This window comes from Flavobacterium salmonis (assembly GCF_903819435.1).
In the GTDB taxonomy this organism is placed as follows: domain Bacteria; phylum Bacteroidota; class Bacteroidia; order Flavobacteriales; family Flavobacteriaceae; genus Flavobacterium; species Flavobacterium chungangense.
The window spans coordinates 79,987-101,346 of the sequence record NZ_CAIJDP010000060.1; the positions used below are offsets into that span (position 1 = coordinate 79,987).

Consider the following 21,360-nt stretch of genomic DNA (forward strand, 5'->3'; position numbering starts at 1 on the left):
CGGTAAACCATAACTTTCTTATTGGATTACTCGTACTCTGCATGCTTCTTGTGCATGGTTGTGATAGTTTTGTCGAAGTTGATCTTCCTACTTCTCAACTTACTGCCAGTGCCGTTTTTGAAGATAAGGCTACCGCAAATGCTGCTATGGCGAGCATATATGCAAAAATGAGAGATTCCGGTATTCTTAGCGGTAATCTTTCGGGTTTGTCCAATCAAATGGGCAACTACACAGATGAACTGGTGTATTATGGAAGTATTACCGGTAAAACCCGTGATTTTTATAACAATGCGATCCTGCCATCCAATGCAGAAGTTTTTAACTGGTGGAGCACCAGTTACAATCAGATTTATGCGGCCAATGCGATTATTGAGGGAGTAAACGCTTCGACAGTGTTGAATCAAACAGATATAAAACAATTGACCGGAGAAGCACTATTTGTAAGATCATTAATGCATTTCTATCTTCAAAACCTGTACGGCGATGTCCCTTATATTATCACCACCAATTATCAGCAAAATAAAGTAGTATACAGAATGCCCTCTGCCGAGTTGTATTCCCATATTATCAGTGATTTGGAATTGGCGGTATCCTTCTTACCCGATGCCTATATTTCCAGCGACCGTATCCGTCCCAATAAATCGGTAGCAATGGCATTGCTGGCGCGAGTGTACCTTTATAACAAAAAATGGTCAGAAGCTTCCAATGCTGCTTCATACCTCATTAATAATACACAGACCTATGTTTGGGAGACCAATCTGGATGCCATATTTCTTAAAGCAAGCACCACAACAATTTGGCAGTTTATACCACGCACCAGTGGACAAAACACTCAGGAGGGCGAAACATTTATATTCAACGCTGGACCACCGTCACTTACTGCCTTAAGTTCTCAACTCATAAATTCATTTGAGACGGGAGATCAGCGCAAAGTACATTGGGTAAAAGCAATCACTAAAGGTACAGACAAATGGTATCACGTCAATAAATACAAACAAAAATCAAAGACTCCAAGTTCTTTAGAATATTCCATTGTATTTCGTTTGGCAGAGCAATACCTGATTCGTGCTGAAGCGCGTGCTGAGCAAGGAGATCTTACAGGAGCGAAGGAAGATTTGGATAAAATCAGAACTACAGCAGGACTTTCAGGTACTACCGCTGTAAGCAAACAAGATATCCTTAATGCCATCCTACAAGAGCGTAGAGTAGAGTTTTTCACGGAACAGGGAAATCGATTTTTCGATTTAAAAAGAGCAAATCTTTTGGACGGGGCGCTAGCTCCTGTCAAAGCAGGATGGAATCCAACAGATAGATTACTACCGTTACCGGAGTCAGAACTCATACTCAATCCCAATCTAAATCCACAAAACCCCGGTAATTAAAATGAAATCCCATCACAAAAAATATGATATAAATAATTGCGTTGCATCTGGACACAAAATAATAACCTTCTTTTTAATTTTGGTTATATTTTTCGTTCCATTCACCCTATTAAGTCAAAACAATTCTAAAAAAGAACTTACCGTAAATGATTATTCATTGTGGGCATATCTCAACACTGATAAACTTTCTGAAAATGGAAAATGGGTAAGTTTTAGTCTTCATTATCAAAGTGGCATAGATACTTTGTTTGTTAAGAACAGTAAACAAACAAAGACCTATAACTTTCCCGGTGCAAGTAAAGGTGAATTTATCGCAGAGAACTGGTTTTTAATGATGAGCTCAAAGGAAGAGCTGAAAATTGTTGACTTACTTACTTCCAAACAGGAAATTATACAAGGAGCACTCCGATACGATTTAGGCGCAGATCCCAGAAATCTAATAATCTTGAAGAAAGGAAACGCCGGAAAAAAACAATTAGAACTAAAAAACGTAGCTAATGGTAAATCTGTTATTACAAATAATGTTGATCGTTATTGGTATAATGCACAAGCTAATGCATTAGCATACAGCGCAAAAGTTGACAATATTACAACAATTGCCCTGCTAAATTTGTATGATAACGCTGTCACTACCATTGCCAGTACAAATACAGACTTTGCGTTTTCTGATTTGGTCTGGCAAAAGAACGGAAATTCATTGGCATTTTTGGAGCGGCCTTTGGATGATAAAGAAAAAACAACCCACACCAATGTCAGATACTATACCATAGCAGATCGTAAATTATATACTTTCAATCCGGTAACACAAGATAATTTTCCCGTAGATATGAAAATTATCTCCTCCTCTTTTGCAAATCTTAGCATTTCTGAGGATGGGAAAAGAATATTTTTTGGTTTGCAAAAGCCACTTACTCCTATTGATACCGCACAAACGCAAATTTGGAACGCACAGGATAAGTTTCTATATACTGCCAAAGTGCAAAATGAAGGTTGGGACAGAATCGCAAAAGTAGCGGTATGGTGGCCATTGGAGAATAAGTTTAATCGCATTACGGACAATGAATACCCGAAAATGATGTTAAGCGGAGAGCAAAAATACGCGTTCCTCTACAATCCACAGCACTATGAACCACAAGCAAACCGAGAAGCTCCGCTGGATATTTATATATTGGATCTACAAACCGAAAAGCGGGAATTAGTGCTACAAAATCAATTAGGCGGTGAAACTGGAACTACTGTTTCCATATACGGAAAACAGCTTGCCTATTTTAAAGATAAAAATTGGTGGGTATATGATATAGAGAGTGGCCTACATAAAAACCTTACCAAAGATCTCGGTGTGTATTTTTCAGATGAAGAAACTGACTGGCCTGAAGAATCGAGTCCTTTCGGAAATCCGGGATGGATACAGGAAAGTAAAACACTTTTTGTTTATGACAAGTATGATATATGGAGTATTGCCATAGATGGATCAAGTGCACTTCGATTGACCAAAGGACGTGAAAATAAAACGACCTATAGAATAGTTTCCCAATCAAAAGAGCAATCTAAAAAAATGAATTACGACGGTAATTATAAAGGACTATTTGGGGCAAACGAAAGGTTACTAATCAAAACCGAAGCAATAGATCATACAGGCTATTGCTTTTGGGATAAGAAATACGGTGTACGGTCTTTGCTTGACAAAAATATGCACACCAGTCAATTTATCCCATCATCAAAGAATGGCAGTTATGTTTACAGGGAAGAAAATTATGATTTACCGCCCAGATTAATCATTAAAGAAAATTCTAATTCAAAAGAAAAAATACTTTTTCAAAGCAATCAACAGCATTTCAAATATCATTGGGGACATTCCAAACTGATCAGCTATACTAATTCCAAAGGCACCGTTTTAAATGGCGTTCTATTCTTTCCTGCTAATTATCAAACTGATACAAAATATCCTATGGTTGTACATGTATACGAAAGGCAGTCTAAGGAATTATACAAATATGTAAATCCGTCGCAGAACAACCCCACAGGATTTAATATTACCAATTTTACCTCAAACGGATACTTTGTTTTTTTGCCTGATATTGTTTATGAACTTGGAAATCCGGGACAATCAGCTGTAGATTGTGTGGTCTCTGCTACAAAAAAAATCATCGCCAGTGAAGCTATTGACAGAACCCGCATAGGTATTACGGGTCATTCCTACGGCGGATTTGAAACGGATTATATCATCACCCAAAGCAATATGTTTGCAGCAGCAGTAGCTGGTGCAGCTATTAACGATTATGTCAGCAGTTATTTGTGGATCACGTGGGGGTTTGAAAAACCTAATTTTTGGCATTATGAATTCGGGCAGCTCAGAATGGGAAAATCCTTGTATGAAAATTATGAAGGATATCTGAGAAATTCTCCTATATTTCATGCTCACAAAGTAAATACCCCGCTATTATCATGGGCAGGCGAACAGGATGCACAGGTGCATTATTATCAGACTATTGAATTTCATTTAGCACTCCGACGTCTTGGTAAAATAAATACGATGTTGCTTTATCCCGGAGAGGATCATGTGTTAATGAACAAAAAATATCAAAAAGACCTCACTGAGCGGATAGAAGAATGGTTCGATTATTACTTAAAAGAAAATTAAAAAACCTGCATGGTTTAAAAAAAATAACCTCTTTAAAAAACAATGCAGTTCCTTTTGGAACTGCATTGTCTTTCCTCAAAGGAAGATAACTATGGATGGTAAATAGTACGTACACAATCCCCAGCTGAATTTTTGCCGAATAATTGAGCACCAGACGGATTTAAATCGACTGTACAAACGACTCCATTGTTAACTGTTGAACATTCATCATTCTGCTCTTCACAAGAATTTCCCTGTTCATTCAATTTAAGATACCCTTGAATTGGTGCCGCGGTTTTAGAGCGCTCAGTCATGGCATTGGTTGTAAAAGCTCCTGCTATCGCAAGAACGAATACGGCAACAGGTAAAACCTGTTTTGCAAATTTTGTTTTCATGATTTCTAATTTAAATGTTAGCGATCTACTCTTTTACAGGTTTTCGATCTTTTCCCTGACACTGCAGTATATTTTCATCATTGAATTCTATTTTTTATTTTGATATGAATTTGTAAGTCCCTTGCTTAATTTGTAATGGACTAAATATTTGCCAATAAACCCGTAAAAATTATTATCAAGTACAAAAAAGTTCTTGAGCTTTTCATTTTTGATATGGTAGATATAAAAGCTGCCCTTATAATAATTGGTGTTGAGATCATAAATGTCAATAACACTGGCTTCTTTCCACATTTCAGCAGGTTCATATTTCCCCGGCAATACGGAATTCACAAACAATAAATTTTTACAAACAGCGCTTGCTTTATTGACTATCAAGGGAGGTGCCGCCAGTTTCCGTTCTTTTCTGCTTGTAACCTCAACAACTTTAATTTGAGCTTTACTAATGGTATCAATTGTTTTTCCACGATAGCTAAGATTAAGCTCATGATCTGCTACAATAAACTCATTACGATACAGATAAGTGTATACCAGTTTGTGAAGTGATTTGTCATAATGAAGTACGCCATCTACATCAAAAATTCCATCGATCTGTTTTTGTAATAGATTTGGATTTAAATGTACTTTGGGTTCATTTCCAAAGTGCAGAGATCCTAATATGCTTTCACCGTTTGTATTGCTATTAGAGCGAAATGCTAAGGTGAGCGAATCAATAAGCTCATAGTGAGAAAAAGTTGGAGTTCCATTCCATTTCATATAGGCCTTCCAATCCTTAACCTGACCTTTATACACTACAGGAACAGAACCGTCTATGAGATAAAAATCAGGAGGTGAAATTCGAAGCTGAGTAGACTGGAATTGAAAATCGGTCCGATTAAGATGAATCTTAAATTCACTTCTTTTTTGCAAAACGGTATCCAGAGCAATAACCAAAAGAGGTGCTGTTTGATTACCTAAATATATTTTGTCGTCAGTAAAACCTGCAAAATAATAAGAATTAACCTTAAGATCAATTTCATGCAATTTTACGGCACGACCAGGAAAACGACGTACAAAATTATTCCGATGGTCTATGATATCTTCGGATAACTTAAATAGCACACCAACTATACCAAAACTAATCAAAAAAGACAGAGAAAAAGCACTGACTAGTACGGCAGGTTTTGAAATAAGATGAGGTTTTGGCACCATCCCGGCTAGTATCAGAATATCCGCTGCTGCCAGAATTATGAAAACTAAATTAAAAAAAAGATGCTCCCTCCATCCTAACTTTTCAAGAATTCCTCCACAAGAGCACGGAATAAAAGAGCTGTAATTTAAAATTATATAAATGTATGCGGTAAACATAACCATCAAACTAAGGGCTGCAAAAAGACCGATTAATCTCCATCTTTTTAAAACAAGCAGCAAGGAGATAAGCAATTCTAGTATTGGCACTAGCCATGCAATCGAACCTGCAAAAGCACTTAATAAAGGAGATTGCCCTAGCTGCACACGGAAGTTCTCAAAGTCAAGTAATTTACTTACCGCTGCATAAACAAATAGCAGTATATATAGAAAACAGACTACTTCTACAAAAATATACTTATAACGCTGGCTAAATTTCATGATAAAGGTTATTGAGAATTTGTGATGTAAAATTCTATAAAACAAATCAATAACACTTGTCAATTCAGGATAATCGTATGTCAAAAACGGACAGCAAAGACCATGACTGTAGTTTTTTAAAAGAAAATTTTATTTATATGTTCTTGCTTGCCTCTTTACGCGGTTGGGGGCATAATCAAATTTTTTCTTAAATGATTTTGAAAAATTAGCATAGGTTGAAAAACCGCTTATGTAGGCTATTTCTTTTAAAGGCAGAACACTTTGTTCTATTAAGAGATGTGCTTTTTTAAGTCGCTGTTCATTATAAAACTGGTATATACTTGTCCTGAATAATTCCCTGAAGCTCTGCTTTAATTTGAATTCATTGATTCCGAAAATTTGCGATAATTCCCTTAAGGACGGCAATGGGGTGTCCAAATGTCCTATAATGTAATCGTAAACATTCTGAATCAGTCGGGCTTCGAATGATCGAATTATAACATCTGAATTTTCGGGTAAAGATTTGATCAAAGCTTTATAATCCTCTTTGGTTTCAGTTATGTGATTGTGTGTGTGGTTTTTATTGATGTATCCATCAGGGAAGATTGCCTCTTTCATTTCTTCTGCTAACATATTGATCAGAACCGCTAATCCCTCTAAATCATCGTCATTTTCGGTACGAGGTATACGGTACGTAAAATTACCTACTGACATCTCCAGAAGCATATGGTATATGTTTCTCATTCGCTGTTGATCTATTTCCCTTTCCATATCCAGAAATTGAGAATCGATGCAGAGATTTATGAGCTATATGAATGTATTTAAAAATTCCATCGCCTTTAATTTTTCTGTAAAGACTTTAACTGGAACTTCAGCTGTATACCTTTTAAGATAAAAAGACGTTATGACTGATGAAACTCCTGGATTAACAACGATAACTACAGCTTTGGTGAGCATAAAACCGTATTGGGCTAAATAATCACGACCTGCTTTGTCAGAATCTGTTACACCTCTCATATCTAAAAATAAAGGGTAGATATTTTTCGCCTGTAATTGTAATCTCGTTGCAACACTATTTTGCGCTGCTGAAAGATTAATAATTGTTTTAGACTTGAATTCTAAAGATACAATGCTGTTGCTGATTGACAGGATAAAAAGTTCATTTTCATAAAAAATCATGCATTTAAATATTCTGTTCCAAGTTGCAAATTAGGTAGAATTAAAAGAAGAACACTTACAAAAAAACGGCAAAGTTAAATCCTTTACAATCATTTTTATTTAATAACTGCTCGTAAAAAATTAGCAAAGAGAAAGCTAGTGTTCTCTTTGCTACAATTTAAACAAGCCAATCAAAGCCGTTGAAAGGCAAATAATGCCTAAAAAGTATTCAAGAACAAACTTCCTTATACTTTTACTCTGCTTTTTAGTAAAGTAAATGTACAATCCAATAATAATAAATACTTATGGCGGCAGAGAATAAAATATCCTATTACTCACTACGATTAAAGGAATTGCTCAACAGCAGTTTTCCCGAGTTATCCACAGACAAACAATTTATTGAACGACGTGGACAATTAGCTGCTAAAGTCTACAATGATGCTTTTATAGCAGGCAATACAATTGAGCAGTGCAATGAGATTGCCGAGTATGTACTATTTGAAGGACTACACTTCTCCAAATTCGACACTGTATTTAAAGTGGTCTGCAACGAGTTTGACACGATCATGGCTGATGAGGAATTAAGACCATTTGCCTTAAAAATGCTGCCTGTGGGCATCCCTGTATTTGAACAATACCAACTTACGGATGACTTTGCGGACAGCCCTGAATTTGAACTGCTCTACACCGAACTAACCGGCACTATTCAAATCTGGATAGAAGATAATGGCCTTCAATAAACGAGAACATTTAAAGAAGAATATTGAGGCGTTGCAACTTGTTTTCCTGCTGGAAAAAGAAAAACGCCAAGCTGTTGAAAACGAGCGTCAATTGCTTATGAAATACAGTGGTTTCGGTGGTCTTAAATTTGTCCTCAATCCGGCCGATAAGGTAGATGACCTTCACCGCTGGGTGAAATCCGAACAGGATTTATTTGCATTTACCCAGGAACTTCATCAGGTTTTACGTGAAAATGCGCTTGACGAAAAACAATACCATCGTTATCTCGACAGTATAAGAGCTTCCGTCCTGACGGCTTTTTACACCCCGCCTGTTATCATTGATGCCATTGCAAATTCCTTTCAAGAAAAGCAAATTTCTATAGAGCGCTTCCTGGAACCATCTGCAGGAACTGGATCCTTTATCGAAGCCTTTAAGAATGAAGGGATATCACATATAGCGGCATACGAAAAGGACTTACTCACAGGGAAAATACTAAAACAACTTTATCCTGATAATAACATCAGGGTTGCCGGATTTGAAGAAATTCCGGACAGCGAGAAAGAAACTTATGATGTAATTGCCAGTAATATTCCTTTTGGGGATACATCGGTTTTTGACCTTTCTTTTGTACGAAGTAAAGAAACTGCCCGTGCGCAGGCTGCGCGAAGCATTCACAATTATTTCTTTATAAAATCAGTAGATATGCTCCGTGACGGTGGCGTACTAGTATTTATTACCTCACAAGGGGTTCTTAACAGTGCCAAAAATGAACCAATACGTGAGGCTTTGATGCAAAGCTGTAATCTGGTTTCAGCTATCCGTTTACCCAATAATTTGTTCACCGATTATGCCGGTACCGAAGTTGGGAGTGATTTGATTGTACTGCAAAAAAACAAGTCTAAATCAGGGCTTTCCCAAATCGAGCAGCAATTCTGCAAAGCTTATATCGCTTCTGAGAATATCACCAATAACCTGCTTTTTGCAAAGGGACAGCGTATTGTATATACTTCATTGTATAAAGGAACCAATCAATATGGTAAACCCTCTTGGATTTATGAGCATAAGGACGGCGTGGAAGGAATCGCAAAAGATTTAAAAAATATACTGTCTGATGATTTCTCCAATAATTTGGATTTTAACTTATATAATAGAATAAATAAGGCAGACATTATTTCTACGATTCATATATCTGAACCCATACTGCCAATAATTGATATTAAAAAAGAGAAACAGGATAAAATCCATTCTCTAACCCCAACTAACTTTTCAGCAGCTTCACAATTGAGCCTGTTTAACTTCTATGAAAATACTCCTGCGATAAAAAGCATACCTCAAAAAAAGAAAAACTTTTCTCAATCTAAACGTAAAATAGTTTCACCGGTTCGACAGGGAAACTTATTCGATTTACCAACAAGGCAAAATGAAACTACGCCATCAGTTCAAAAAGTACACAATGGTGAAAATAAACAGATAATAGGGAATTTATTCTCTGATACTGCTGAACTAAAAACTTTACCTATTGCCGAAGTAAGTATTTATCAAGACAAATTGAAGTCTTTTTATAGAAATGAATGTCTGGTGCTTCACAGCGGGTATGTCGGCTATCTGAAAGATATAAATACGGAAGAACAAAAAGCATTATTTCATCCCCTTACTCTTGCACCAATTCAAAAAACAAGGGCAGAATCCTATATCAACGTGCGTGATGCTTATCAGGAATTATATGTGAAAGAAGCTCAAAAACAAACCGAACACAAACAGGAAAGAGAAATATTAAACCGGTTGTATGATGCCTTTGTTAAGAGATATGGAAACCTGAACAGTGCCGAAAACATTCAACTTATCAAGACAGACAGTGCCGGAAACGAAATTCCGTATCTGGAACGTGTAGTTGGCGGTGTGGTCCACAAATCGGATATCTTCCATCATCCGGTCAGCTTTTCAATCACTGTCATTACAACAGATAATCCTGATGAGGCATTAGCAGCATCGCTTAACAAATATGGAGCTGCCCGTTTGGATTATATGTCTCAGATCAGCGGGTTATCGACTGATAATCTGAGAGAAGCACTTCACGGTCGTATCTTTTATAACCCTTTAGAAAAAGAATATGAAATAGCAGAACGTTGGATTTCAGGGAATGTAGTTGAAAAAGCTCAGGCAATACAAAACTATTTAGAGCTAAACCCAGACGATACCCAAACCAGGGATAGCCTTCACGCTCTTGAACAGGCCTTTCCCAGACGTATTGAATTTGAAGAACTCGATTTTAATTTAGGCGAACGCTGGATACCAACGGGAATCTACAACCATTTCGCTTCGCATCTTTTTAATACGGATGTACGCATTTATTACAACGAGAATACAGATGATTTCTCAATTAAATGCGATACCAAAAATATCCATATTACCGAGAAGTATGCTATAAAATCTCAAAGCCGTTCTTATGATGGAATTACGCTGCTTAAACATGGCCTGGTCAATACCACCCCTGATATTACCAAAAAAGTAATGCATGGTGACCAGGAGATAAAAGTACGGGATATGGAAGCTATCCAGATGGCCAATACTAAGATTGATGAAATTCGTAAAGCGTTTTCCCAGTGGCTGTATGCCCAGAATGACGAATTTAAAAAACGTCTGACCGATAAGTACAATGATACCTTTAATTGCTTTGTCCGTCCCCAATACAACGGCAGCCATCAGGACTTTCCAGGACTGGACAGAAAAGCATTGGGAATTGAAGACCTGTACTCCAGCCAGAAAGATGCAGTATGGATGATCAAACTGAGTGGCGGAGCGATATGCGATCATGAAGTTGGTGCCGGAAAAACGCTCATTATGTGTACCGCTGCTCAGGAAATGAAACGTCTGGCACTGGCTCACAAACCCATGATTATTGGGCTGAAAGCCAATGTTCATGAAATAGCGGAAACCTACCGAAAAGCATATCCTCATGCTAAAATATTATATCCGGGCAAAGAGGATTTTACACCTCAAAAACGCATGCGTATTTTCGGGGAGATTAAAAACAATGACTGGGATTGTATTATCCTGACCCACGACCAATTCGGGATGATCCCACAATCGCCTGAAATGCAAAAAGAAATATTGCAGACGGAACTCGATAGTGTTGAAGAAAATTTATCGGCTCTTGAATCCCAGGGCAAAGAAGTATCACGCGCCATGCTCAAGGGCGTTATCGTACGAAAGCAAAATCTGGAAGTCAGGCTAAAGACCCTGCAGCACGATATTGAAAACCGCAAGGATGATGTGATCGATTTTAAGATGATGGGCATCGATCATTTATTGGTGGATGAAAGCCACCGTTTCAAGAACCTGATGTTCAATACCCGCCATGACCGTGTTGCGGGATTGGGTAATATGCAGGGAAGCCAAAAGGCGTTAAACCTGCTGTTTGCCATTCGAACCATTCAGGAACGAAGCGGAAAAGATTTAGGAGCTACTTTTCTTTCCGGGACCACCATTAGTAATTCGCTTACTGAATTGTATCTTTTGTTCAAATACCTTCGCCCGCAGGCATTGGAAAAACAGGGCATTAATTGTTTTGATGCCTGGGCAGCTATCTATACAAGAAAAACTACTGATTACGAATTCTCGGTAGCCAACAATATCGTTCAGAAAGAACGGTTCCGCTATTTTATCAAAGTGCCTGAACTGGCTCAGTTTTACTCCGAGATTACGGATTATCGTACCGCGAAAGACATTGGTATCGACCGTCCGGAAAAGAAAGAGGTACTGCACAATATACCGCCAACACCGCAGCAGGAAATATTTATCAAAAACCTGATGGAGTTTGCCAAAACGGGAAACGCAACGCTTCTTGGACGTACTCCATTATCGCAAAGTGAAGAGAAAGCGAAAATGTTGATTGCCACGGACTATGCCCGCAAGATGTCGCTGGATATGCGGATGATCAGTCAGAAGTATGATGACCATCCCGATAACAAAGTTTCTCATTGTGCGGCAAAGCTTGCCGAATATTATTTTCGTTTTAATGCCCAAAAGGGAACCCAGTTTGTATTTTCCGATTTAGGCACCTACAAACCCACTGAGTGGAATGTATATTCGGAAATCAAACGTAAGCTGACACAAGACCACGGTATTTCTGCCAATGAAATACGTTTTATCCAAGAGGCGAAAACCGACAAGATGCGTAAGGAATTCATCAGTATGATGAACGAAGGAAAAATCAGGATACTGTTCGGATCAACCGATATGCTGGGGACGGGAGTCAATGCCCAAAAACGAGCTGTGTCCGTGCACCATCTGGACACGCCGTGGCGGCCAAGCGATTTAGCCCAGCGCGATGGCAGGGCTATCCGTAAAGGCAATGAAATTGCAAAATTCTTTGCAGATAATAAAGTCGATGTGATTATTTACGCCGTCGAAAAGTCTCTGGATAGTTATAAATTTAACCTGTTGTATAATAAACAGTTGTTTATTGATCAGCTGAAAAACAACAGCCTAAGTAAGCGTACCATTGACGAAGGAGGTATTGATGAAAAATCAGGAATGAATTTCTCAGAATATGTCGCCATACTCTCAGGTAATACCGATTTGCTTGAAAAAGCCAAATTGGAAAAAAAAATTACATCACTCGAAAACGAAAAACAGGCTTTTACCCGTTCCAAATCCATGTCAAGATATAAACTCGAAGATTATATGGCAACAGTTGAAACTGGAAAATCGATGGTTGAAAGATTTTCTATGGATTGGCAGAACCTTCAAAAACGCATCCGAAGAGATAAGGAAGATACAGTACTAAACCCCATTGAACTGATTGGATTACCTCCAAACGCGGATGTAAAACAGATCGGTGAGAAACTCCATCTACTGGCTAATAAAGCGCGTACCGAAGGACAGTATGAGGAAATCGGTAATTTGTATGGCTTTAAACTTTTGGTAAAAACAGAGGTCTCTCAAAAAGAAGGAGTTACTATTAATGATAATCGCTTCTTTATACAAGGTGAAGGCAATATCAAATACACCTATAACAATGGACAGATGGCGACTGATCCTAAACTGGCATCCATGAACTTTTTAAATGCGCTGGAGAAACTACCGGGATTGATAAGACAGGAACAGAAGAAGATAAGTGAGATTGAAAAAGACATCCCTATCCTTAAAGAATTAGTAAATACCGTATGGACTAAAGAGAATGTATTAGTGGAATTAAAAAACGAATTGGCGACTCTGGAAAGGGAAATACAACTATCAATTATTCCGGAACAGGAACCACAAAAGGAACGACCACAGGCAGAAGGAATACAATCCAATATTACTTCAAGATTAAAAGTTTCATAAAGATTTAAAAATCATTCTGCCAACCAAATTTCAAACTATTCTCAGAACAGGAACTTAAATTTTTCCTTGAAAAATGGGAAGAAAATACTTTAAAATGATAAAATAGTATTGCGTTTTGACTAAATAACACTACATATCAGCATTTTACATCACTATTTTTGATGAAAATTTTTACAAAAAAAATACAAAAAAAAACCAGCAATTCATGATAAAAAAATTACCTATTCTTTTTCTTGTACTATTTTTATTTCAAATCGAATTTACTTTTAGCCAGACATCAGACTCAAATAATCCCATAGATAATTTTGTAACCGCAATGAACAATGCGGGCTTATCAAAAAGCCAAGTTACCAAAATCAGGGATTTAATTATAGAAAGAAACAGACTTATTGCTGAAGATACAAAACTACAAAATGAACTAAAAGCCAAATACCCTTTTGTATTTCATGACGAAGAAACGACTACAAAATATAGTAATCAGCAATTTGCACGGGCATTATCAGAAATTATTACCATAGCACAATTCAAACAGTTGTTTTTACCTCAGCTGGATGCCAGAATTAAACTAATAGCAAATGACAAATTTAATCTTTTAAAAAAAAGACACAAGTTTACTCAGGATCAGGAAACTAAGCTCAAAAAACTGCTATCCGAAACCACTACTAATGAAATTGTTACCAAAGAATATTACAACTATGATAAGGATTTATCCTGGAATAATTACACCGAAGAAAAAATAAAATCATCAGACAAGGAGCGTGAATTGTTAAAAAGTTTTGGGTTATTTTATTCTAAAAACACGAAAACAGATACCCTGATTAAAAAGCTTAATGAAGCTAAAGTAGATGTTGAGAGGATAAATCAAATTATACTGGCTTTGCAGGTTTTGCAGGAGCGCAATGATAAACGACTAAAAACATGGAGAGAAAATGATGCAGCTTATGCCTTCAATTTTCACGACCCGGGTGATGATGAATATGCTATTTATCTGGACTTCCGTGAACAATTAAGTAAAATATTAAAAATAGAAGAATTCGAAACCGTTTTTGTATCCCAAATGCAAAACCGAATTATTCGAGATACCCAAAAAGAATTTCAAGCTTTAAAAGATGCTTATAAGTTAAACGATCAGCAGTACAATGAAATCGAAAAACTGGTTTTAGACAAAAATACCGAAAAAATAGTAACCGAAGAATACTATAAATACAGCTACGAATTGTACCAGCAAAAATTGCGTGCCGTTGAATACCGACATGAGAAAAATATCAGAGAGACAATTCAAAAAATGGTGAACGTAACCACGGAAATTAAAAAATAAACAACTATCACAGACCAAACTTAACTAAAATGAAACAAAAATTACTTCTTTTAAGTTGCTTCCTCTCGGGATTTGCCAACTATGCGCAGAACGACTGTACAGAAACGAATAAACAAGCACAAACGTATTTATTGGGAACAGCAGATGCTAAACCCGATTACACCAAAGCATACGCTATTGTGCAAAATTGTGCAAACCAGGGGGATGCTTCTTCCTTAGCCATCTCTGGAATTATGCGGCTTAATGGATTAGGGATTGAAAAAGATGAAAACCTTGCCTTTGAATATTTGATGAAAGCAGCTCTACAAGGACACCCTTCAGCAGAATACAATATAGGTCGCTTTTACATGATAGGTACTGGTTGTGACATTGACTTTGATAAGGCAATATACTGGCTCACATTGGCATCTGACCATGGAGATGAACAAGCGGCATATTCTATTGGTTACATGTATCTAAAAGGACTCGGAGTGCCACAAGATTATAAAAAAGCTATTTCATGGTTTGAAATATCTTCTTGGCCTATGGCTAAGCACTGGTTGGGTAATTGTTACTATTTTGGCTATGGAGTGCCTAAAGATGAGAATAAGGCAATCCTTTATTATACTCAAAGTCATACGGGAAACAGTGAGCAACTTTTAAAACACATTGCGCAAAATGTGAAAGAAAATGTTGATACAGCAATTAATAATGAACTAAAGGAAAAAGAAACTCCGGAAAACACTGGTATTGCCAAAGAAGCAATCGATAAATTAGCAATCGAAACTCTTCAGCAAACTGAGAATAGGACTCTTAAATCCAAGTATCTTAATGGTAAATGGAAAGGAAAGTTGATAGAATTAGATTGGTCAGGCAAACAAATCATGAAAGTACTGCCTTTAAATAGCGAGTTTTCTGCACAAGACAATACTGTAAATTATAAATGGGAAATTAACAAAACTACAAGTCAGTCTATAGCTATCTGGGAAGATAACGCTTTATATTTTGACAAGCTAAATATGGTTTTTGACTGGCCATTTAGCGACCGACCAGACGTAAATACGATAGACTGGGAAGTGCTGTCAGCCCAAATAGAATTTAAGGTAATCAACAATAAAACTTATTTAATAGGCAATTTACAAACTTTTACCAATCAATGGAATGAACCAGGACCACCAATGCGTGTTATCCTAAAACAAACTGGAGAAGGAGAAGAAGATGATTTAACAGATGATGAACTCCTTGCTATAAGCGATCAAAAAGATCATTTTATTGTTTTGTATCCAAATCCTTTTGTAGAAGATGTATTTATAGCTTATGAGCTAGATAAGGAGGCACAAGTGAGTGTAAATGTCTATGATCTTACTGGAAATCCAGTTCCGGCAATACTTGAGCCAGGAGCGTTACAAACTGCAGGAAAGCATCACTACACACTTAGCGGAGGCAACCTGAAGGCAGGTATGTATATTGTACGTGTAGGGGTTGGCAATGAAATGCATTCCAGAATTTTAATAAAAAAATAGACAAGATGAAGAAACTTTATATTTGCCTCATAATTGTCTTATGCTCAATGAAAGGTTTTGCACAATTCTCGGAATACGGGGGAACTTATTATGACTATCAATCCGGCCAAACCGGTGTGGTCATAACATATAATAGCCCACCACCTAACTGGGCCGCTATAAATGCAGCTCAAGATGCACAATGGGCAGCAGCTCAAGCCGCCGCAAATGCTAATATACCAAAGCCGCCTGTGATACCACCACCGCCACAGCCACAACCTCCTATAACTGTAGGAAGCAGTCAACAAGCTACCAGCAAGCCATATGTTGCGCTACCTAATGATAAATTAGCAAAACCAAATATTCCGACAACAATCATCAAACAAGTATTGAATACTTGTGTTAGTTCTGGAATGGAGTATTTAGCACAAATTTATGGTAAGACTGTTGATAGAAAAACATTCGAAGACTACTACCACAAACAATTCGGTGTTTTCCTCATTTTATACGGTGTTGATTACAGTAAAATGACAGCTTTTGCAAACAATTTTTTTGAAACAACTGCTTTTGTTGGTGTTACACAAGCTATTGACGCTGGTAATTTTATGATGACTAATTTAGATGTCGGTAACAATGTTTATCACAATGTAGTTATTGTTGGTTATCATCCAAACGGAGATTATATTTATTTAGATCCTTTTTATGGGAATCTTAGAGAATCACCTCCCGCAAACTTCCCAAAAAATTATGTTGTTACAATTAAAAACTATAAATAAAAAAATTATGAAAAAATTACAAATATTATATTTATTACTTGTTTTGAGTGCTAGCTGTTCGGCACAAACAAATATTCCAACCAATGCCAAACAAATTATCATGTCAAAAAATTGGATAATCGACGGCGTAGAAAAGGACATTTATAAAACTACATTTACCAACACAAAAATGATCCTTTCACTTAATGGTAATTTGATTGGTGAAGAAGAATATTATTTGTCAAATAATTTGAACGAATGTTCTGATGGTTTTGTTCAAAGTAATGTAGGAAGTAATATGGTGGGTAAATATATCATAACTAAAAAAATGTGTATGGAATTACTAACAATTACCAGCACTAAACTGGTAATGAAAAGTTTAAACAACAATACAATTACAACAGCTTCGCCTGAATGAAAGAAAATTGCCTAATAGAGGCTTTAGATCGTGATAATCATGGATTTTTTTTAAAATATCTAATTATAATACTTTTAGCTGCTTCTTGTAGCGGAAGTAAAAATATTCAAAAAATAGAATCTGTAAAATTCGAATTACCAAAAGGAGCTGTCAAAATTGAAAATACATCCTTAGATCAAAACAATAAAAAAGATCAAAAATTGATGCTCTTAAAAAATATTTATAAAATTAATGACGTCTATATTGGAATGAATGATCCTTATAAAGGAGAGGTTAAAAACGATTTATTAAAAGATATTAAAGATGGTTCTGATTATGATTATAAAAAATTTGATTTTATAGAATCACACCAATATAAATCAAGTCTAGAAAACATAAATAATGAGACATTAATTATATATACTTATTATGAAGACGTTGGGCAATATTCTTTTAGAAAAGTCAATAAAGAGAAAACTCAAATTTTTGGAGGGACAATTGTTTTTGAAAAGCAATCGGATTACACTGAAGCCACGAAAATAGTAAACGATTTGTTAAACAGTGTCAAATTTGAATAAATAAGACCACATAAAGTTTGTTCATAAATTCCTCACAAACTGAAACATGTTTCTTATAAATTATTAGAGATAAATAATTAATGAAACACAGTTCCAAGAATGTTCTTGGAACTGTGTTGGTTTTTTATTTTCATTTCAATAGATATTGGTAAGCCAAGTAATCCATTTCAAAACATATACTAAAATGAAAAAATATTGATAACAGCATGTTAACTTGTTATCTACTAGCTTATACAACTTTTAAAATATGGAAAAAATATAAAAATTAATGCCTACAGCAGGCAGGATTTTAACCAAAAACTAAAATGAAAAAACTATATATTTGCCTTATGATCGTCTTGTGCTCAATTAAAGGTTTTTCACAATTCTCTGAGTACGGAGGAACATACTATGACTATCAATCTGGCCAAACCGGTGTTATTGTAACAAATTATAACCCGCAACCTAACTTTAATAATATAGGTGCACAAATGGATGCGCAGATGGCAGCAAATGCAGCAGCAGCAGCGTCACATATCCCTGTACAACCTGTTATACCACCTCCTACCGGTGGAACAACTGGATCAACACCTCCCAAGCCTACTGTTCCACCACCAACGCCAAAACCTGATCCGTGTGCAGAGGTAATAAAGCAATCATTTAATGCATTAATTCAACAAGGAAAATTGGCTGAAATACTTAGTAAATTTATCGGAGCAAATCCCAAATATAATATCAACATAAGTACAGGCCCAATAGCAAATGGTAATTTAGCCAGTACAAACCAGTTTAATATTACGTTTAATCAAGACTATCCCAACGCAACAGTGGCGTCCAAGACTGCATCACTCATACACGAATACATACACGCCTATTTCAATACGCTTTATGAGGAATATAAAGTGACTAAAAACTCCCATATTTATGATGGTTATCCTTTCTTGTATACGGCTTTTGTAAATGGAACAGGAGACAAAGAAATTGCACATCACAATCAAATTGCATCCAGCTTTATTGACACAATGGCTGCTGTTATAAAACAACTTCAACCGGGGATCGTTGTAGATGGTGATGCCAATCGGTTTTATACAGATATGGCTTGGGGTACTCTACAAGGAACACCTGCTTTTAATACCACGAATCTTAAGCCGGAAGATATAGATAGAATTGCCTCTAGAAGAATAATGGAAAGAGATAACCAACCAAGAGGTGCCAACACTCCACAGGGAAAACCGTGTAATAAATAAAAAAAATGAAAAAAATAATCATACTATTCTGTATCTGTTTTGCATCCTGTTCAACCGTAAAAATAGAAGAACAGATCGTGCAGGACTTTGTTAAAGAAAAGGATTTGAAAAAAATCCCATTCCTAAAAGCCTCTTATTTGACTGAAGAAGCATATTCCAGTAATGAAGTTTTAGACCATTATGAAATGGCTTCTTTAGACAAAAACTTGCCTCTGGAAAATAAAAGAAGGGAAATTAGAGCTTCAATAAGTGACTCAAACACGAGTGAGGATAAAATAAAACAGCTTAACGATACCTCTTACATAAGTTTAGATGAAATAAAACAGCTGAAACTATTACACAAAAATGATAGTTTAATCTATCATTGGGATGCTAAAAAATTCAAAACTCTTGAAATTCCAATTATTAAAAAAGAGGAATTATTATTGAAAGCTGACAAAGGAATATTGTCTATAAGTGCAACAGGACACGTTATATCTAAACCAATTGTGAGTTTAAATAAAAAATATGCGCTGTTGAAATATTTTTATGTTTCCCTATCAGGTGGATCTGTTGAACGCACTTATGTATTAGAAAAAGAAAATGGTAACTGGACGGTCAAACAAGTAATTTATATTCCAAATATTTATTAATTGGTCTTTCTTTCAGCGCCAATATTATTAAGTTAAGGTTTTGACTGGCCTTTTAGCGACAATACCAATGATGTTTTGGACTATGTTAGCTTGATAAGTTCGTTTCCATAGAAGGAGAACCGAGTAATTAATACTGAAACGAGCCAATCACTGAAGGTTCTAAATCTCTCCAATAAAATCTTAAATTTTTATCATTTGAATACCATTTTATTTATGAAAGTAACGAATAATCCTTTTTTTAAATTTGCCAAGGTTCAGAATAAACTTCAAATACAATTAATTCTGTTTTCATTTTTGTTTTCAATAACTGCTTTTTGTCAATCAAAAAACAATGAGAAAATAAACACAGGTGATATCGCCAAAGTTTTGGAATATTTCCAAAAAAAAGGAGATAAAGAGCAATATGATGCAGCAGTTTTTTTAACCACTAATATACTCATTCATTATTCGTCGGATAATGTCTGGCTCAATAAAAATGGCAATGAAGTTGCTTTTAAAGTTACTAATTATAGGGATATTGAAGAGGCTACTAAAGAATTTAATAAGTTAAAGGATGGTGTTGGAATGATTCCAAAAAATACTTTGATTAAAGATAAGGAGGTTATTAAAAGTGAGTTTTTGATTAGGAATATCGAAATGGCTTTTAAAGCATGGAAGGAAAACCCATGGTCAAAAACCTATGATTTTAAAACATTTTGTGAATACATTCTCCCTTATCGCAGTTTGACGGAACCAATGCAGGAATGGAGACCTGAATATCAAATGACCTTCAATAAATTATCATCCGGATTGTCAGATCCTAATGATCCGGTTGAATTATGTTCTAAAATAATCGGGGACATAAAACATTTTGACTTTGTATTAAAACGTTTTGACCCTAAACCTCTTTTAGGACCAACGGAATTATTGTTTTGGAGGGAAGGCAATTGTCCAGATCTTGCTAATGTTGTTATTTTTGCCGGAAGGTCACTTGGTGTCGCGACAACTTTTGATTATACACCGCATTATGCAGCTTCTTCAAACAGGCATTATTGGAATACCGTTATAGACAGTAAAGGAGTTCATATCCCTTTTAATGGGAATCAGGATCTGCCTTATGTTTATAATGCTGCAGCCAAACGACTAGGCAAAGTGTTCAGAGTTACATTCTCGGAACAAAAAGGGAATTTGACTTCTATAATTCCGGAAAATGAAATTCCTGATGATTTTTTGAAAAGCAAAAATATTTTGGATGTCACATCCGAATATGTTGAAGTAAGCGATATAAATTATTCTTTTAGTTCTCAAGTAGCTTCACAAGTCAGCTATCTTAATGTATTTAATAGAGGAAACTGGCGACCACTTGACTGGGCAAAAATAAATAATAAAGTTTCTTTGTATAAAAATATGGGAAGAGATATTGTCTACTTACCAAGTGTTTTTGTTTCAGGGAAAATGGTTTTTGAGAATTATCCAATACTTTTAGATACAAAAGGGATAAAAACGATTTTAAAGCCTGATCCGTTAAAATCTTTTCCTGTCGTTCTATCCAGAGAAAACGAGTATAAAAATAAACATACTGATAACAACCCTTTTCAAATCATAAAAGGAGAGATCTATAGAATATATGTCTGGAGCGGTAGTTGGCAGCTTGTAGAAGAACAAATTGCCTCCGAAGACAATACAATTTCTTTTAAAAAATTACCTAAAAATGCACTTTTTTTGATGTGTCCCTTAAAACCTGATTTTTATGAAAGAATCTTTACTATTGAGTCAGTATCAAACCTTATTACATGGTATTAAA

At 35.9% G+C, this 21,360-nt stretch carries 16 protein-coding genes; 12 read left to right on the plus strand and 4 right to left on the minus strand.

The genetic code is table 11. The features are described from left to right. Positions 1–41: 41 nt before the first annotated feature. Positions 42–1,382: a RagB/SusD family nutrient uptake outer membrane protein gene (locus FLACHUCJ7_RS05025; RefSeq protein WP_180908117.1), complete on the plus strand. Its 1,341-nt coding sequence runs from the start codon at positions 42–44 to the stop codon at positions 1,380–1,382. 1 nt (position 1,383) lies between these two features. Then, positions 1,384–4,023 (plus strand): S9 family peptidase, encoded by a 2,640-nt coding sequence (locus FLACHUCJ7_RS05030; protein ID WP_180908118.1) that lies wholly within the window; start codon positions 1,384–1,386, stop codon positions 4,021–4,023. 89 nt (positions 4,024–4,112) lie between these two features. Here the strand turns inward: FLACHUCJ7_RS05030 and FLACHUCJ7_RS05035 are convergent, their stop codons facing one another. The 4 genes from FLACHUCJ7_RS05035 to FLACHUCJ7_RS05050 form a co-directional block, all read right to left on the minus strand. Further along, entirely contained in the window at positions 4,113–4,397 is a 285-nt protein-coding gene (locus tag FLACHUCJ7_RS05035; protein WP_180908119.1) for a DUF6520 family protein, read from the minus strand. Between the two features lie 87 nt (positions 4,398–4,484). Further along, positions 4,485–6,002 (minus strand): MauE/DoxX family redox-associated membrane protein, encoded by a 1,518-nt coding sequence (locus FLACHUCJ7_RS05040; protein ID WP_180908120.1) that lies wholly within the window; start codon positions 6,000–6,002, stop codon positions 4,485–4,487. A gap of 129 nt (positions 6,003–6,131) precedes the next feature. Beyond that, on the minus strand, positions 6,132–6,752 hold the full coding sequence (locus tag FLACHUCJ7_RS05045; protein ID WP_180908121.1) for a helix-turn-helix domain-containing protein: 621 nt from the start codon (positions 6,750–6,752) through the stop codon (positions 6,132–6,134). Positions 6,753–6,788: 36 nt separating this feature from the next. Beyond that, positions 6,789–7,160: a DUF7793 family protein gene (locus FLACHUCJ7_RS05050; RefSeq protein ID WP_180908122.1), complete on the minus strand. Its 372-nt coding sequence runs from the start codon at positions 7,158–7,160 to the stop codon at positions 6,789–6,791. Between the two features lie 284 nt (positions 7,161–7,444). Between FLACHUCJ7_RS05050 and FLACHUCJ7_RS05055 the strand changes: the two genes are divergently transcribed. The 10 genes from FLACHUCJ7_RS05055 (at position 7,445) to FLACHUCJ7_RS05100 (ending at position 21,359) form a co-directional block, all read left to right on the plus strand. Further along, positions 7,445–7,879 carry a DUF1896 domain-containing protein gene (locus FLACHUCJ7_RS05055; RefSeq protein ID WP_180908123.1) on the plus strand — a complete coding sequence of 145 codons (435 nt, stop codon included), beginning with the start codon at positions 7,445–7,447 and terminating at the stop codon, positions 7,877–7,879. Next, complete coding sequence (locus FLACHUCJ7_RS05060) at positions 7,866–13,190, plus strand: N-6 DNA methylase (protein WP_180908124.1); 5,325 nt, start codon at positions 7,866–7,868, stop codon at positions 13,188–13,190. The genes FLACHUCJ7_RS05055 and FLACHUCJ7_RS05060 overlap by 14 nt, the downstream gene beginning before the upstream one ends. Before the next feature lie 205 nt (positions 13,191–13,395). Continuing rightward, a complete protein-coding gene (locus FLACHUCJ7_RS05065) occupies positions 13,396–14,508 on the plus strand; it encodes a hypothetical protein (protein WP_180908125.1) in 1,113 nt (370 codons plus the stop codon). Between the two features lie 29 nt (positions 14,509–14,537). Then, on the plus strand, positions 14,538–16,010 hold the full coding sequence (locus FLACHUCJ7_RS05070) for a T9SS type A sorting domain-containing protein (RefSeq protein ID WP_180908126.1): 1,473 nt from the start codon (positions 14,538–14,540) through the stop codon (positions 16,008–16,010). 5 nt (positions 16,011–16,015) lie between these two features. Next, entirely contained in the window at positions 16,016–16,765 is a 750-nt protein-coding gene (locus FLACHUCJ7_RS05075; protein WP_180908127.1) for a hypothetical protein, read from the plus strand. Between the two features lie 7 nt (positions 16,766–16,772). After that, positions 16,773–17,162, plus strand: coding sequence for a hypothetical protein (locus FLACHUCJ7_RS05080; RefSeq protein ID WP_180908128.1), 390 nt, complete (start codon positions 16,773–16,775; stop codon positions 17,160–17,162). Continuing rightward, positions 17,159–17,719 (plus strand): hypothetical protein, encoded by a 561-nt coding sequence (locus tag FLACHUCJ7_RS05085; protein WP_180908129.1) that lies wholly within the window; start codon positions 17,159–17,161, stop codon positions 17,717–17,719. Before FLACHUCJ7_RS05080 ends, FLACHUCJ7_RS05085 begins: the two co-directional genes overlap by 4 nt. A 470-nt stretch (positions 17,720–18,189) precedes the next feature. Beyond that, entirely contained in the window at positions 18,190–18,945 is a 756-nt protein-coding gene (locus tag FLACHUCJ7_RS05090; RefSeq protein WP_180908130.1) for a hypothetical protein, read from the plus strand. A gap of 5 nt (positions 18,946–18,950) precedes the next feature. Continuing rightward, positions 18,951–19,577 carry a hypothetical protein gene (locus FLACHUCJ7_RS05095; RefSeq protein WP_180908131.1) on the plus strand — a complete coding sequence of 209 codons (627 nt, stop codon included), beginning with the start codon at positions 18,951–18,953 and terminating at the stop codon, positions 19,575–19,577. A gap of 195 nt (positions 19,578–19,772) precedes the next feature. Continuing rightward, positions 19,773–21,359 (plus strand): transglutaminase domain-containing protein, encoded by a 1,587-nt coding sequence (locus FLACHUCJ7_RS05100; protein WP_180908132.1) that lies wholly within the window; start codon positions 19,773–19,775, stop codon positions 21,357–21,359. Position 21,360: the final 1 nt, after the last annotated feature.